Annotated in this window: 17 protein-coding genes; 12 read left to right on the top strand and 5 right to left on the bottom strand. The window is 64.5% G+C overall.

Annotation, left to right across the window (positions count from 1 at the left end; all coding sequences use genetic code 11):
* Positions 1-15 precede the first annotated feature (15 nt).
* The 4 genes from AAFN89_RS04175 to AAFN89_RS04160 are packed head-to-tail and all read left to right on the top strand — an operon-like array spanning position 16 to position 2,247.
* Positions 16-546: a hypothetical protein gene (locus AAFN89_RS04175; RefSeq protein WP_347536227.1), complete on the top strand. Its 531-nt coding sequence runs from the start codon at positions 16-18 to the stop codon at positions 544-546.
* The gene (locus tag AAFN89_RS04170) at positions 539-1,318 is read left to right on the top strand and encodes a DsbA family protein (RefSeq protein WP_347536225.1); all 780 of its coding nucleotides are present in this window, start codon (positions 539-541) and stop codon (positions 1,316-1,318) included. Before AAFN89_RS04175 ends, AAFN89_RS04170 begins: the two co-directional genes overlap by 8 nt.
* A gap of 6 nt (positions 1,319-1,324) precedes the next feature.
* Positions 1,325-2,065 (top strand): cytochrome c biogenesis protein CcdA, encoded by a 741-nt coding sequence (locus AAFN89_RS04165; protein ID WP_347536223.1) that lies wholly within the window; start codon positions 1,325-1,327, stop codon positions 2,063-2,065.
* Between the two features lie 56 nt (positions 2,066-2,121).
* The gene (locus tag AAFN89_RS04160; RefSeq protein ID WP_347536221.1) at positions 2,122-2,247 is read left to right on the top strand and encodes a hypothetical protein; all 126 of its coding nucleotides are present in this window, start codon (positions 2,122-2,124) and stop codon (positions 2,245-2,247) included.
* Between the two features lie 288 nt (positions 2,248-2,535).
* Here the strand turns inward: AAFN89_RS04160 and AAFN89_RS04155 are convergent, their stop codons facing one another.
* Positions 2,536-2,994, bottom strand: coding sequence for a helix-turn-helix domain-containing protein (locus AAFN89_RS04155; protein WP_347536219.1), 459 nt, complete (start codon positions 2,992-2,994; stop codon positions 2,536-2,538).
* Between the two features lie 105 nt (positions 2,995-3,099).
* Between AAFN89_RS04155 and AAFN89_RS04150 the strand changes: the two genes are divergently transcribed.
* The 8 genes from AAFN89_RS04150 to AAFN89_RS04115 all read left to right on the top strand — a co-directional run bounded on the left by AAFN89_RS04150 (position 3,100) and on the right by AAFN89_RS04115 (position 10,435).
* Positions 3,100-5,268, top strand: a complete 2,169-nt coding sequence (locus AAFN89_RS04150) for a heavy metal translocating P-type ATPase (protein ID WP_347536216.1) — start codon at positions 3,100-3,102, stop codon at positions 5,266-5,268.
* An 11-nt stretch (positions 5,269-5,279) separates the two neighbouring features.
* Positions 5,280-5,846, top strand: coding sequence for a signal peptidase II (gene lspA / locus AAFN89_RS04145; RefSeq protein ID WP_347536214.1), 567 nt, complete (start codon positions 5,280-5,282; stop codon positions 5,844-5,846).
* Positions 5,833-6,714 carry a cation diffusion facilitator family transporter gene (locus tag AAFN89_RS04140; protein ID WP_347536212.1) on the top strand — a complete coding sequence of 294 codons (882 nt, stop codon included), beginning with the start codon at positions 5,833-5,835 and terminating at the stop codon, positions 6,712-6,714. The genes lspA and AAFN89_RS04140 overlap by 14 nt, the downstream gene beginning before the upstream one ends.
* Positions 6,715-6,749: 35 nt before the next feature.
* Positions 6,750-7,268, top strand: a complete 519-nt coding sequence (locus AAFN89_RS04135; RefSeq protein ID WP_347536210.1) for a copper chaperone PCu(A)C — start codon at positions 6,750-6,752, stop codon at positions 7,266-7,268.
* A gap of 14 nt (positions 7,269-7,282) precedes the next feature.
* Complete coding sequence (locus AAFN89_RS04130) at positions 7,283-7,933, top strand: SCO family protein (protein WP_347536208.1); 651 nt, start codon at positions 7,283-7,285, stop codon at positions 7,931-7,933.
* Positions 7,930-8,415, top strand: coding sequence for a cytochrome c (locus AAFN89_RS04125; RefSeq protein ID WP_347536206.1), 486 nt, complete (start codon positions 7,930-7,932; stop codon positions 8,413-8,415). The genes AAFN89_RS04130 and AAFN89_RS04125 overlap by 4 nt, the downstream gene beginning before the upstream one ends.
* 33 nt (positions 8,416-8,448) lie before the next feature.
* The gene (locus AAFN89_RS04120) at positions 8,449-9,453 is read left to right on the top strand and encodes a cation diffusion facilitator family transporter (RefSeq protein ID WP_347536204.1); all 1,005 of its coding nucleotides are present in this window, start codon (positions 8,449-8,451) and stop codon (positions 9,451-9,453) included.
* A gap of 439 nt (positions 9,454-9,892) precedes the next feature.
* Positions 9,893-10,435 carry a M23 family metallopeptidase gene (locus AAFN89_RS04115; protein ID WP_347536201.1) on the top strand — a complete coding sequence of 181 codons (543 nt, stop codon included), beginning with the start codon at positions 9,893-9,895 and terminating at the stop codon, positions 10,433-10,435.
* A gap of 283 nt (positions 10,436-10,718) precedes the next feature.
* Here AAFN89_RS04115 and AAFN89_RS04110 read toward each other — a convergent pair whose 3' ends face one another.
* The 4 genes from AAFN89_RS04110 to AAFN89_RS04095 all read right to left on the bottom strand — a co-directional run bounded on the left by AAFN89_RS04110 (position 10,719) and on the right by AAFN89_RS04095 (position 15,389).
* On the bottom strand, positions 10,719-11,876 hold the full coding sequence (locus AAFN89_RS04110; protein ID WP_347536199.1) for a metal transporter: 1,158 nt from the start codon (positions 11,874-11,876) through the stop codon (positions 10,719-10,721).
* On the bottom strand, positions 11,873-12,991 hold the full coding sequence (locus AAFN89_RS04105; protein WP_347536197.1) for a multicopper oxidase domain-containing protein: 1,119 nt from the start codon (positions 12,989-12,991) through the stop codon (positions 11,873-11,875). The genes AAFN89_RS04110 and AAFN89_RS04105 overlap by 4 nt, the downstream gene beginning before the upstream one ends.
* A gap of 277 nt (positions 12,992-13,268) precedes the next feature.
* The gene (locus tag AAFN89_RS04100; protein WP_347536188.1) at positions 13,269-13,694 is read right to left on the bottom strand and encodes a YqaA family protein; all 426 of its coding nucleotides are present in this window, start codon (positions 13,692-13,694) and stop codon (positions 13,269-13,271) included.
* Between the two features lie 144 nt (positions 13,695-13,838).
* Positions 13,839-15,389, bottom strand: coding sequence for a multicopper oxidase domain-containing protein (locus AAFN89_RS04095; protein WP_347536186.1), 1,551 nt, complete (start codon positions 15,387-15,389; stop codon positions 13,839-13,841).
* Positions 15,390-15,429 lie beyond the last annotated feature (40 nt).

The raw sequence follows: 15,429 nt of genomic DNA, 5'->3' as shown, positions 1-15,429 counted from the left end.
ATCGGAGGGACGGTGATGTCGGGTGCTGAGTTTGCGTCGGAGCGAGGCTTGGCGGTGGGTGGCGGCTGGCTATCGGTGATGCGCCGGTATCTCCTGTTCGTCGCGGTCGCCAACCTAGTGTGGGAAATCCTTCACCTGCCGCTCTACACGATCTGGCGGGATGGATCGGTGGGCGAGTTGGCCTTCGCGGTCGTGCACTGCACCGGCGGCGACATCCTGATCGCCCTCTCGTCTCTCATGCTGGTGCTCGTTCTGGTCGGAAGCGGCAGTTGGCCGGGGCGACGCTATGTGGGGATCGCCGTGCTCACGATCGCGCTCGGCCTCGCCTACACGATCTTCAGCGAGTGGCTGAACATCGTCGTGCGAGAATCCTGGGCCTACTCGGAACTGATGCCGGTCATTCCGCTGACCGGTACTGGGCTCTCGCCGGTCGCTCAGTGGATCGTCGTCCCGACGGTCGGTTTCTGGTGGGCGTACCGGTCCGAGACGATGATCATTCATGCCCCTGGTTCTCACGTTCCCTTGCGGAGCAAACACCATGTCTAAGTTCAAGCTGGCCATCGCCGGATCGTTGGCTCTTTCGGCGCTCGCCGCAGCCCTCTCCGCAGCATCATTGCTCTTCGCGATCGGGGTCTTCGACGCCAGCGAGACTAGGGTCGTGCCGCGCGCGTTCGAGAACCAGGCGCGCGCCTACATCCTCCGAAACCCGGAGGTGATCGTCGAGGCGTTCCGACGCATGGAAGAGCGCCAGCAGGTCGCCGAAGCGAATGAATTGAGGTCCATCGTTGCGGCGCGTCGGGACGAGATCTTCAACGATCCGACGGCGCCGGTTGCCGGTAATCCAGAGGGGGACGTCACGATCGTCGAATTCTTCGACTACAACTGCCCCTACTGCCGCGAGGCGGCACCGCTTTTGGCCGAGGTCGAGGAGTCCGACGACGGTCTTCGATTTGTCTACAAGGAGTTCCCGATCCTGGGGCCCGGCTCCGAATTCGCGGCACGGGCGGCGCTTGCCTCCCAGCGTCAAGGGAAATACGAAGCCTTCCACCAGGCCATGATGGCGCATAGCGGTGCGATCACGGAGCGCTCGACCATCGAAATTGCCGAGGCTGTGGGCCTCGACATCGAACGCCTCAGGAGAGACATGGAAGATTCGGCTATCGCCGAGACGATCAAGCGCAACATCACGCTCGCCCAGGCACTCCGGATCAGTGGAACGCCAACCTTCATTGTTGGTGACGAGATAGTCCGGGGGCTGGTCGACCTGGAAACGATGGAGCGCCTGATCACGCAGGCGCGAGAGCAGGTCGCGGATTGATCGGCGATGTTCGAAATCTCCAACATCGGCATCCTGACGGCTTTCACGGCCGGGATCATCTCGTTCCTCTCTCCCTGCGTCCTGCCGCTCGTCCCCGGCTACGTATCCTACGTGGCCGGGAGCACGCTCGGAGAGCAGCAGGAGGGGCGTTCACTCGGCGACCGGCTGTCAACGCTGCTCCTCAGCACGTATTTCGTCCTTGGCTTCTCGACCGTGTTCGTCGCCCTCGGCGCGAGCGCGTCGGCCATCAGCCGCCTGCTCCTGTCTTACCGCTACGAGGCAAACATCTTCGGCGGCGCCATCGTCATCCTGTTCGGCGTGTTCATGACCGGTCTCGTGCGGCTGCCGTGGTTCCAAAGGGAGTTCCGGTTCCACGCCGACCTCAAGGGCGGGAGACCGTTCGGCGCCTATGTTCTCGGCCTGGCGTTCGGGTTCGGCTGGACGCCCTGCATCGGGCCGGTCCTCGGCGCGATCCTGACGGTCAGCGCGCTCTCAGCGACGGCCTCGAACGGCATCGTCTTGCTCAGCATCTACTCGATCGGTCTCGGGCTGCCGTTCCTGGTTTCGGCCATCTTCACGGACGGCCTGTTGAAGCGGCTGAAGCGGATGCGCCGCGCCGGTCGGTTTCTCGAGGCCGGTGCCGGTGGCCTCATGGTCGTCATGGGAGTCGCCATGATCACCGGCCACATGTCCGCCTTCTCGTTCTGGCTGCTCGAGCACTTCCCCGTTCTGGGAACGATCGGCTGAGAGGCGGTGCGCCAGCCTGAGCACGTCTTTGCGAACCAACAGAAAGGCGAACCGCCATGATGGATATGGAAGGGATGGGTTGGATGATGGGCGGCATGGCGTTGGTATGGATCCTCGTCCTGATCGTGCTCGTGCTCGCCATTGCGGCCTTGGTGAAATACCTGATGGCGCGCCGAAAATGACGCAGTCACCACGACCCTGAAGGCCGGGATGAAAGGCCGGTGAGCGTAGGTGTCTGTCCTGTCCAACGAACCCGGTTCGGCAAGTAGCCGATCCACCCAGATCACCCGGAATCGAATATGTCGTCCGTACGCTCAAGGCCTCACCATCGGGAGAAATATATGCATCACGATCAGGGGCAGGCGCACCAAGTTCGCGCGCAGGAGTATGGACGAGGCTGTGCACCCTTTTGCAGATTACGCCACAGGCTTCACCAGTACCGATCACGTGTCAGCTAGGCGTTCCTACCATCATCGGGCACGGGCTTCGGCATCCTCCGCCAGATCGGGAGCCGATCGGTTGGCCAGGGCTTCGATTATGCGGCATTCCGAGACGGTGCCGTGGCGGCATTGCGAGATCATTCGCTCCAACTCCTTTTTGAAGGTCGTCAGCCGAGCGATCTTGCCCTCGACCTCGGCGAGATGGGTCGACGCGATCCGGTCAACGTCGCCGCACGGCCGATCCCGATCGTCGGCCAATCCGAGCAGGTCGCGGATGGTCTCGATCGGGAAGCCGAGCTCGCGAGCATTTCGGATGAAGGTAAGCCGCCCGATATGTGCCGGGCCGTACAGCCTATAGCCCCCCGCCGTTCGGCTCGGCTCCGGCACCAAGCCGATCCGCTCGTAATATCGGATCGTCTCGATGTTCACTCCGGTCAGCTTACCGAGCGGACCGATGGTGTGACCGACCGCCGCAGATTTTTCCGCCATGACCCCTTGAGCCTGTAGTTGGTACAGGGTCCATCTTAGCCAACGGAAGGCGCGAACGCAGCACCGAATGCCGCACGCCGCGCCCGTCGTCGGTTGGAGTTCGATATGCTGGATGGGGCAATCATCGAGGAAGCCACGGAGCGGAGTGACCAGCCCCTGCGATACCTGGTGTCCGGGATGGACTGCCCGAGCTGTGTGGCCAAGATCGAGATGGCCCTGCACCGCCTCCCCGGCATCGCAGACATCAGCCTCAACTACCACTCTCAGACCCTCAGGTTGAAGCTGGACGAGGCGGCGACCCCCAGGGAGAAGCTCGAGGGCACCATCCGGACCCTTGGCTACGGGATCGAGGTCGCGGATAACATCCAGATCATCCCCGACGGCCAGGCCGCTGATGACATCAGCGCGCCCGCAGAGCGACCGTGGTGGGCCACGTCCAAGGCCCGGCTAACCGGCCTGATAACGCTTCTCGTCGCCCTGGGATACCTGGCGTCGTGGCTGACCCCGGCCGTCGGCGACTACGCCCTCGTTCCCGCGGCGTTGGTCGGCCTGGCCGTGTTCGGCCGCCGCGCCGTCGCTCTCGCCCGCGCGGGTTCGCCGTTCAGCATAGAGATGCTGATGTCCGTGGCCACCCTGGGCGCCCTTGTCATCGGGGAGACCGCCGAGGCCTCGATCGTGGTGCTGTTGTTTGCCGTCGGCGAGCTCCTGGAGGGGGTCGCGGCGGGTCGGGCCCGATCCGGCATTAAGGCGCTGGCTGCACTTGTTCCCCGGACCGCGCTGCTGCTCGACGGTGAGGACGCCCGCGAGATTCCGGCTGCGCGACTGGAAATCGGCCAAGTGGTTTTGGTTCGCCCCGGCGACCGGGTGCCAGCCGACGGCGAGGTCGTTGAGGGCCAATCCGATGTCGACGAATCCCCGGTGACCGGAGAATCCGTCCCGGTTCCCAAAGAGGTCGGCTCGGCGGTCTTCGCGGGCGGCATCAACGCCACGGGGGCGCTGCGGATGCGTGTGATGCGCGCGGCGGCCGACAACACCATCGCCCGCATCATCCACCTCGTCGAGGAAGCTCAGGCCAGCAAGGCGCCCACCGCCCGGTTCATCGAGCGGTTCAGCGCGCGCTACACACCGATGGTCGTCATGGTGTCCCTCCTGACGATTCTCGTCCCCCCGCTCGCCTTCGGGGCCGATTGGCAGACCTGGATCTACCGCGGGCTGGCTCTCCTGTTGATCGGCTGTCCGTGCGCCCTCGTTCTCTCCACGCCCGCCGCCATAACGTCCGGCATCGCGGCCGGTGCGCGGCGCGGCCTCCTGATCAAGGGAGGCGCCGCCCTGGAAGCGATCGGCCGTGTCCGTGTCATTGCCTTCGACAAGACCGGCACGCTGACCCAGGGACGGCCGCAGGTGACGGATTTGGTCCCGCTGAGCGGAAGCGACCGCACGCTGCTCGGGTTTGCGGCGGCCGTAGAGAACGGGTCCAGTCACCCGATCGCCAGGGCCGTGCTCGACAGGGTGTCAGCCGACGGTGTGCCGCTGCGCCCGGCCCGCGACCAGAAAGCTGTCCCCGGCAAGGCGGCGCAGGCCATTGTCGCCGGGAAGCTCGTCGAGGTCGGCTCGCCGCGCCACGCGGCCGAGCGCTGCGGTCCGTATGCCATTCCCGCCGACCGCATCGCCGCCCTCGAGGACGATGGCAAGACCGTGGTCGTGGTCGTCGCGGATGCGCGGCCGGTTGGCCTCATCGCGCTGCGTGACGAGCCGCGACCCGACGCCGCGCAGGGCATCACGGCCCTCCGCGGGCTCGGCATCCGCAGCGTGATGCTGACCGGCGACAACCGCCGCACCGGGCAGGCCATCGCCCGAGGGCTGGGCGTCGACGTGAAGGCCGAGCTCATGCCCGAGGACAAGCTGCGGGAGATCGCGGCGATGAAGTCCGGGGCGCCGATCGCGATGGTCGGCGACGGCATCAACGACGGTCCGGCTCTGGCCGCGGCCGACGTCGGCATTGCCATGGGCGGCGGCACCGACGTGGCCCTGGAGACCGCTGACGCAGCGCTGCTGGGCAACCGGGTAGAGGGTGTCGCCGATCTCGTCGCGCTGTCGCGGGCGACGATGGCGAACATCCACCAGAACGTGGCGATGGCGCTTGGCCTCAAGGCCGTGTTCCTGGTCACGACCCTACTCGGCTTGACCGACCTGTGGCTCGCGATCCTGGCCGACACCGGCGCCACCGTCATCGTCACCCTCAACGCGCTGCGATTGCTTCGGCAGGTCAGATGAAGGACGCCCCCATGCCAAATCTCGGAAAGGCTTCCGACGAGCGGTCGGGCATGCGCCCGGCCCTGTTGGCGGCGGCGTTGATCTTGGTCGCCGACCAGGCATCCAAATGGGCGATCCTGGCCGTCGTCATGGATCCGCCGCGCGTCATCGAGGTGACGCCGTTCTTCAACCTGACCCTCGGCTTCAACCGCGGTGTAACCTTCGGCCTTCTGGGCGACAGCAACGCTGGTCCATGGTTGCTCGCTGCGGTCGCGCTGGCCGTCGTCGCTACGCTGGCGGTGTGGGTGCGACACACAGGCAGCCGGGTCGAAGGCGCGGCAATCGGCGCCATCATGGGCGGCGGCCTCGGCAATGTCATCGACCGCGTGCGCCAGGGCACCGTGACCGACTTCCTGGACCTGCACGCCTTCGGTTGGCACTGGCCGACCTTCAACGTGGCTGATGTCGCGATCGTCTGCGGAGTCGGAGCATTGCTGCTCCATTCAGGGCTCGGCCATCGGAGGGTCGGCGCGCCGTCGCTAAACGCCCAGACGTCTGGCGGTGCGACGGACGGAAGGGGTCGGCATGACCACACGTGAGACGCAGGATGACGGGGTGGCCCGATACCGCCTCACCGGCATGGACTGCGCGTCCTGTGCGGCAAAGATTGAGAGCGGCACGCGCAAACTGCCCGGCGTCGAGGACGTGCGGGTATCCATCACGTCGCAGACAATGTCGCTGCGGGTCGATGATCCGAGCACCTGCCTGCCAGAGGTTGAGCGGACCGTCGCAGGGCTCGGCTACCGGCTCGCCCGCGTCCGTCCAGCCGCCGAGCCCGGTGCCGACGAGGATGACGACGACCGGGTGCAGGATTACAGCCACGCGACGCCAGCCTACCGCCGCGCGCTCTGGATCGTCGTCCTGCTGAACGCGGGCTACGGCGCGGCCGAGATCGTCGCCGGGTTCGTGGCGGGCTCGCAGGCCCTCAAGGCCGATGCGCTCGACTTTCTGGGCGACGGCACGATCACGCTTCTCGGCCTGCTCGCAATCGGCTGGAGTGAAGTGTGGCGAGCCCGGGCGGCGCTGCTGCAAGGCCTCTTCCTGGGTGCGCTCGGTGTCGGCGTGCTGGTCACCACCGCATATCGCGTCCTCGTCCCGAACCAGCCGGAGGCCGAGATGATGGGCCTGTTCGGTGCGATGGCGCTCGTGGTGAACGTCGCCGCCGCGGCCGTGCTGATGCCGCACCGCGCTGGTGACGCCAATGTACGCGCCGTCTGGCTGTTCAGCCGCAACGACGCGCTCGGCAACCTCGTGGTCGTCGTCGCGGCGGGCTTGGTCGCCTGGACAGGAACGGCGTGGCCGGACCTCGTGGTCGCCTTGGTGATCGCCGGGCTGTTCCTCCAGTCCTCATGGTCGATCGTCAAGGACGCGCGCACCGAGCTTCGAAGCGCCAGCGTCGGAGGCTGAGGGGGGAATGCCGAACCTGTCGCCCGAGATCACCTATGGCGGCTCTCCCCGAACTGGAAGAACCCCTCTCGCTCACTGTTGTCGGAACCGAATTCATGAAGCCTTTCTTCTCAGCATCCCTCGCCATTCTGGCCCTAACCGTCACGGCACACGCCACCGAGCCGGTAAGCGTGGGGGACCTCATCGTCGAGCACGCCTGGGCGCGCGCGACGCCGCCAAGCGCCCCGACTGGGGCCGTCTACCTGACCATCGCCAACAACGGCTCCGAGGCCGACCAGATCGTCGCCATTGAGACGCCCGTGGCGGGATACGCGATGGCGCACACCACCGAAATCCAAGACGGCGTGTCACGGATGCGGGAGGCGAGGCCGCTGGAGATCGCCCCAGGCGCCACCTTGGAGATGAAGCCCGGCGGCACGCACGTCATGCTCATGGACCTCACCACCGATCTCGAGGCTGGGGACGAGATCACGGTCACGATCACCTTCGATAAGGCCGGAACTGTCGAGGTGCCGGTCGAGGTCGGCGCGATTGGCGCGATGGGGCCGGAATGAGGACCTCCGGAGACATGAAGATCACCCGACGCATCGTCTGGACTATCACCGGCATCGCGATACTTGGATTCGTGAGCCTTCTCGGGGCGACGGTAATCGAGCATCTCGGCTTTCCCGGACGGGAGGCGGCCGTCGCGCCTGCGGTCGACATCCGGGCCGAGTTCTCGCTGACCGACCACACGGGACAGGCGGTAACCGAGACCGATTACGCGGGCAGACCACTCATCGTATTCTTCGGCTTCACCGCGTGCCCGGACGTTTGCCCGACAGCGCTGTCGGCGGTAAGTCGAATCCTTGATGAGCTCGGGCCGGAGGGCGAGGATCTCCAGCCGCTGTTCATCACCGTCGATCCGGAGCGCGACACAGTGAACCAGATGGCGTCCTACGTGACGCTGTTCCATCCACGCATCGTCGGTCTAACGGGCACCCCCGAGCAGGTGGCGGGTGCGGCAAGGAACTTCGGAGCCTACTTCAGGCGCGTACCCCTCGAAGGTGGCGGTTACACAATGGACCACACCGCATCGGGTTACCTGATGGACGGCGAAGGTCGCTTTCGCGGCACGGTGGACATCCACGAAAACCCGGACATCGCGCTGGAAAAGGTCAAGCTCTTCCTCAAAGGAGAATTGCGGGGCCCCGCCAATTTCAGAGGAATCGGATCATGAGTGACTACCGTGTTGCGTCGGAGCCGTTCGCCCCAAGCAGGGCGATCATCGGCATCGCGGCCGGGTTCGTCGTCGCGGCAGTCGTCGGCGGGGCCGTGGCGCACGAAGGAGCCACCGGCGTTGTCGCCGAGCGTATGGTGGTCATGGAAGGCATTGCCGATCACATGAAGGCGCTCGGCGCCATGGTGAGCGACATAGTGCCGTTCGACGCGGAGGCGGCCCAGACCGACGCCGAGCACATCCATGAGGGGGCAAAGCAGGCTGCAGATCTCTTCCCGCCCGGCAGTCACGGTCATCACACTGAAGCTCTGCCAGCGGTGTGGGCTGATCGGGCGACGTTCAACGACATGATGGATCGCTTCGCCGCCGAGAGCGCCGCCTTAATAGATGCCGCAAACTCCGGCGACCGCGCGTGGCTCGCCGCGCAGTTCAAGGAGGTGGGAGCCGTGTGCTCGGGATGTCACGAGGCCTTCCGTGAGTGACGGCTTGGGCCAAGTTGCTATGACGAGAGGATTATGATGTCGCACGGCGGCCATTCCCATGACCACGACCATTCCGCCCACAAGCACGAGGGTCATGGTCACGACCACAGCCATGCCCACGCCGTGACAGCCGACAGCGAGCGCCGGGTGTTCTGGGTGATGCTGCTGACCGGCGGTTTCATGATTGCCGAGGCCGTCGGCGGCATCCTGTCCGGCTCGCTGGCGCTCCTGGCGGATGCCGGGCACATGCTGACGGATTCGGCATCGCTGGCGCTCGCCTGGTTTGCCTTCCGACTGGGCCGCAAGCCATCGGACGCCCGACGCTCGTACGGTTACCACCGCTTTCAGGTACTCGCCGCCTTCGTCAACGGCCTGACGCTGTTCGCCATTGCGGGATGGATCTTGATCGAGGCGGTCAAACGCTTCGTCGACCCGGTGCCGATTCTCGGCGTGCCGATGCTCGTCGTCGCGGCGCTCGGCCTACTGGTGAATGTCATCGCGTTCTGGATCCTGCAAACGGGTGAGCGCGACAACCTGAACATCCGGGGCGCCGTGCTGCACGTGCTTGGCGACTTGCTCGGCTCGGTCGGCGCCATCGCCGCCGCCGGTGTCATCCTCGCGATAGGCTGGACGCCGATCGACCCAATCCTGTCGGTGCTGGTCGCGCTGCTGATCCTGCGGAGCGCGTGGAAGCTCGTTCGCGATTCCGGGCACATCCTGCTCGAGGGCACGCCGGACGACCTCGATCCGGCGCGTATCGGCGCGGCGCTTCGGGGCGCGGTGCCGGGCGTGACCGACGTCCACCACGTGCATGCCTGGTCGTTAACCGGGGAGCGGCCGCTGATCACGCTCCACGCGGTCGTCAACGAGATAGCAGACCAGAACGAGACCGTGCTGGCCATCAACAATGTCCTGGCGGAGCGGTTTGGCATCGACCATGCGACGGTCCAATTGGAGCGCGGGTGCTGCCTCGATGGGGGCCACCCCGAGCAGGACCGGGATCCCGATCCCATGGACCGTGGCGCCGCGCATGCCTGAGCAACCAAGCCCGGAAACCGAGCGTCGCAGACGCCTGCGGTCGAAGAACATGGCAATGCTCATCGCGCTGATCGCATTCGTCGTTCTGATATTTGCGGTAACTCTTGTCCGGATGCGCGAGGCCGAGGAGGAGCGGCACGAGAGGCTGGGCGGATCTCACCAAACGACCGTGACGCAATAGGACAGGCCAAGCAGCCGACCCCGGACATCGAGCTTTTGCGGGCCGAATCCGTGCGGTGCGGCCAAATGCCCGAAGCTGTTCGAGAGTGACGCCGAGTGCCTGCTTACCTGAGGTGCTCTTCTGATCGACATCGTTCCCGAACGAGGAGCCGGTACTGAAGAATTGCTTGCGATCGGCGCATCTGCATTGCAGAAACGGCGGTCTGCGGTGCCGTGCGCGTTCGCTCGCTTGGCATGTTGTCCTGATCTCGGGGGAAGAATGCTCATTGCGCGCGCGCTCGCCAGCGTCACTGTTCTTTTGCTGACCGCCGCCTGCACTGTTCCACCGGATCGTATGGTCATCGACCCGACCACTTTTCTGCCAGTCCAGACCGCAGCGCTACCCACAGAGACAATCGATCCACCGGTACCGAGGCGGAAACCGCAAACCTTCATTCTGCCCGTGGTCGATGCCGTCCTGACCTCGCGGTTCGGTCGTCGTGGCAAGCGGCAACACTGGGGGCTCGATTTCGCCGCGAAGACTGGAACACCCGTTCTTGCCGCTGCCGATGGAGTCATCGCAACGGTAAGGAGACACGGTGCCTATGGTCGCTACGTCACGATACGGCATGCCGACGGCACCAGGACGCTCTACGCGCATCTCAGCGGTTTTGCCGAGGGCTTGGCCGTCGGGTCTCACTTAGACCAAGGAGAAACGGTCGGATATATCGGTAGCTCGGGTCGTACGACCGGACCCAACCTGCACTTCGAAATGTTCGTGCTTGGTGAGAAGGTTGATCCGGCGCCCACGCTGCCGCTTTGAATGAAAGCAGTAAGCTGACGAGCCTTTCGCAGCCCGCTCACCTCTCTCCGACCCGCCTTGTTGTCAGGGTCGTGGGCGGTATGGGTATCGGGGATCAATGCCACCGATCGCTCTCAATGCTTGCTCGGGTTCGCCAGTTCGATTGCCAAGACCGATGCCAATTGTCACCGGCTGGACCATCAATCTGCTCAGCGACGGGTCGGTAATCAGCACCAAATCTCGTCGGCGCCCTATTTCGAAGCCGCTTGAACATCAACGGACAACAGCAGGCCCTGCCGCCGGATCAAATCTGGACGAGAAAGGCCGTCGCGTACATCAAGGCGATACCGACACTAATGCCAGACAGAGTCGTCACCGACGCCCAGGAGCCGCCGTTCGACTGCATGCGCCGGGCGAGCAGGGCGCCGACTTCGACGATGACCTGAAGGATCGCTCCGGCGCCGACCGCCAGAGCGAGCGCGGCCCAATGAGGCGAGAAGGCGTAGCTCCCGAGCCAGACACCGGCGACGGCGGGAAGCCCCGCCAGCGCGGCCAAGCCAATGAACACTGAAAAGCGGGGCTTTCGGTCTACGAGCGGCGCGACGATGCCGATCCCTTCGGTGATGTTGTGGAGCGTAAAGCCGATCACCAGGAACGAACCGAGCGAGGCGGCGCCCGTGGCGAACGCCGAGCCGATAGCGAGGCCTTCGCCTAAATTGTGCAGTCCGATGCCGAGGGCGATGGAGACCGCCAGGCCCACGCTGCCCAACGTGGCGCCCTTCCGCCGTCCTGCCGTCATCAGGGCGATAAATGAGAGCGCGGCCGCCAGCCAGACCATTGCTGGGCCATGGAAACCCGGTGCCGCCTCGCCCGCAAGTTTCAGCGCCTCTTCGAGCGTGTCGACTAGCAGAAACCCGAGCAGGCCAATCGTGAGGGCCAGCGCGAACGCGAACGCTCGCATGCCGCCAACCCGGAGGGCTGGGTAGAACAGCATGCCGAGGGCGACCGGCACGACTCCCACGAAGAACCCGACCAAACCATAGGACCACAGTGTATTCGCCGAGATCGAGGGCGTCGTGACGGCAACGTCGATGGTGTGGTCGAAGGTGACGCCGGTCGACGTGACCATCGTGATGTGGTGCGTCTCACCTGTGACCCATGGATACGGGATGTTCAGCCATGCCGTCGCCATTCGGTCCAGCGTTCCCGGAGGATCTTGGGTGAAGCTCCAGTAGGCGCCGTCGACTTGGATCTGCGCGATCCGCATCGGTTCGGATCCACCGGCGCGAACCAGCATCGAAATGCCGCCGCTGTCGAGGATAGTCCGCTCGACCGTGAGTTCCTCGACAGGTGGTACCGATCCCGTGAACCGCTGTAACGGGTCGTTTGCCAGGAAGATGGCCACGATCGCGAGGATCAGGAGGACCGGCGCGGCGATCCGGAGGGCCGTGCGGGCGATCATGTGATCGTCTCCCGCACGTCAAACATGCTCATCCAGCCGAGTTCGGCGAACTCCGACTGGTGAGCGTGAAACATGTAGATGCCTGGCTCGTGATCCTTGAAGGAGAACTCCAGGATGCCGCGCTGACCCTGGCACTGCATGACCGTGTCCACCGTCCGGAGCGTCGGCGTGAGCGTCGTGCCGTGATCGTAGTAGTCGAAGAAGTTAGCGTGGAGGTGCAACGAGTTGACCGGATCGAACTCGGTGACGTTGACGAGATACACCCGCACCGGCCGCGCTCGGTCGATGAGGATGGGCCTCTTCATATAGGCGTGGGCGATCGAGTTGACGGCATAGACCTCGTTCTCGTCGTCGAAATTCGTGTCGAAGCCGTTCATCACCATCACGAATTCCTGCCATATCGCGTTTTCGGGCGAATCTAGCAGCCGAGACCACGCGGCATCCGCAGCATCGGGATGCCTGGTGGGATCCGGATCAACGATGAAGGCGCCGTAGAGCCCCTTATGGACGTGTCGTTTCAGCGGCACGGAATGGCAATGGTAGAGATGGCACCCATAAGGGCGGGCATCGAACTCGTAGATGAACTCCTCGCCGGGCATGATCTCGCCTGCACCCGGCACGCCATCCATGCGTGCGGAGTGGATCCCGTGAAAGTGCAGCGTGTGCGGGTGTGAACCGTAGTTGCGGAAGCGGATGCGCACGCGGTCCCCCTCCGTAACGCGGAGCGTGGGGCCCGGCACTCGGCCGTTGTAAGTCCAGGCCGGAAAGATCAGGCCTGGTGCGATTTCAATATCCTTGTCCTCCGCAACAATCTCGTAGTCGCGGACAATCTGGCCATTCGCCGCTTCGCTGATGCTGCCGCGGTCCCAGTCAACCAGCATTGCATATGGGTCGAATCCATTGCGACCGTGGTCGACCTCGCCGACGGTGACCATACCGCCATGCCTTGCGTGGGACTCCGACCGGGATAGCTGGACATCATGCCGATTATGCGACGATGCCGTTGCCTGTCCGCCGCTACCCTGCGCGATCGAAAGGCCACCAAGGCCACCAAGAATGGTGCTCGTTCCAAGAAGTAGTCGTCGAGTGACCAGGTGTTCGAGCCACGAGCGCATGGTTATAAGTCTCCAAACAAAAACATCGTCCGGTTGGAAAGTAACTATGGATCGACGGCGAGCTTATCATAGTAAATTATCTTGGCACCATCACGTATATATCAGCGTTTCTGTAGAATTGACGAGTTTTAACTTTGAACAGGTGTGCAGGTATGGCGGGCGGCTCATTCCAAAATTCTGAACCGCCTGCGCGGCGCCAACGCTGGTTCCCATGCTGCAACATTGAGGATATCAAGGATGTGGAGTTGAGATATCCAAACTGATCGAGCGCTCACATTCAGACCGACATCACCACAGCGACGTACCGCGCGGCCTTTCCTACACTCACCAGCACCAGGAACAGCATAAGGTTCACGCGCAACATCCCGGCCACCAGCGTCAACGGGTCGCCGATGAACGGCGCCCAGGCAAGCAGCAGTGACCAGAAGCCGAACCGGCGGTACCAGCGCGTCGCCCGCTCGACCAACGCGGGCTTGACCGGGAACCAGCGACGATCCCGGAAGCGGATGAGGTAGCGCCCGAGACTCCAGTTCACCGCTGAGCCAAGCACGTTCCCGATGGTCGCGACGAGCACGAGTGTCCACGTGCCGTAATCGCCTGAGAGATGCAATCCCGCGAGCAGGAACTCCGACTGGGCAGGCAGGACGGTCGCTGCAAGAAACGCCGTCAGGAATAGGCCGCCGTGGGCGGTCAGGTCACCCATCCAATCTCATTCCGTGACCTGCTGCGTGGCCACCGAGTAGCGGGCCTGAATCTCCGGCGGCATAAGCTGTTGATGAAGCAAAATGAACAGGGCGAGGCAAGAGCGGCGCCCGCCCGCGCGACAGTGGGCGGGCGCCGGGTTAGGTCAGCGGATGTCGTGGTAAACGACCTCGGTCATCATGCCGGTCGCCATGTGCATGAGGTTATGGCAATGCAGCGGCCAACGACCGGGATTGTCGGCATCGAAGGCCACCGAGACCGATCCGTTGACCGGAACGAGCACGGTATCGCGGACGGCGCCGTTCACCGACTGCCCATTCAGCCCGACGACCTGGAAGTGGTGGCCGTGCAGGTGCATTGGGTGCGCCATCTGACTCTCGTTCACCATCTCAACGACGACCCGTTGTCCCCGGGTGACCTCGAGCGGCCGGTGCTCGCCATAGACGCGACCGTCGATCGACCAAACGTAGGGCATCATCGACCCGGTCAGGGTGATGCGGAACCTTGCGTCCGCCGGACGCGCCGCCAGGGGCTCGACCGCGACGAGGCGCTGCTCAAGCGACAGGTCTGCCGGGACGGCGATCGTTTCGCCGCGGTTGGCCATTTTGGTGACGTTGGCTCGCGGCGTCGCCAGAATGATGCCGGTGCGTTCGCGATCGCCCTCGCGCTGCGCCAGGATAGGGAAGGCGCCGCCACCTCCGGCGGGCAATTGAACCAGAATATCGACCCGCTGACCCATGGTCATCGGGAACCGGCGGCCGGTCACCGGCCTCACCGGATTGCCGTCAACGGCGACGACAGTGCCCTGGAGCGTGCCGAGGTCAATCCAGAATGCTGTCGACGTGGCGCCATTGATGAGCCGCAGCCGCACGCGGCCGCCGCGCTCGACCGCAACGACCTCTGGATCGTCGAGGGTGCGATCATTCGCCAGATAACCGTCGTACTCGACATCATTCAGGTCCATCGGCACGCCACCCGACATCGCCGTTCCAGTACCACTCGGCGTTCGGGTCATTCCCGGCATGGCATGACCTTCGTCGCCACCGGACGAACTGGACATCTCCATGCCGTCGTGCCCGCCGTTCTCCATGTCCATCTGAGGCGTCGTTGTGCCGTGACCGCCGTGGGCCATGCCTGAGCCACTGGTCAAATCGGCGAGAACTTCCGCCGGATCCTTGAAGGTGAAGTCATGAAGGAGAACCGTGACCTCCTGTACGTCGCTATGAAGGTCATCGGCCGTCCTGACCACGAGCGGCGCGGCCATTAGGAGTTGCTCCTGGAGCCCGTGGTGGGAATGCATCCAGTGCGTTCCGGGCCGCGGCTCGAAGTCGTAGGCCTGTGTGGCGCCCGCGGGAATGAGCGGCCGGTGGGCATCGGCTACCCCGTCCTGCTCGTAGGGCGGTGTCATGCCGTGCCAGTGGATGATTGTGTCCTCGCCCGCACGGTTCTCCAGGTCGACGAGGAACCGCTGCCCGGGATCAAGGAACAGGCCGCTCGCGCCATTCGGCTGACGGATGCCGAATACAGCGGCAGGCTTGCCGAGAACCTCGAGGGTTCGCCGTTCGACGAGAAGACGTGTCGGCACGGCTGCGAGAGCACGGCGGGCGGGGTCAGGCAGGATGCTGGCGAGTCCGCCGAATGCAGCGGCGGTCGCGGTGGTCGCCAAAAACCGGCGACGGCTGAAGTTGATGGTCATGATCCAATATGTCCGTCTGAAGCTGAGCCAGCCCGGGTGG

Origin of the sequence: Inquilinus sp. CAU 1745, assembly GCF_039839375.1 — a bacterium.
Lineage (GTDB): Bacteria > Pseudomonadota > Alphaproteobacteria > DSM-16000 > Inquilinaceae > JBDOQU01.
This window is presented reverse-complemented; position numbering and strand designations above follow the sequence as displayed.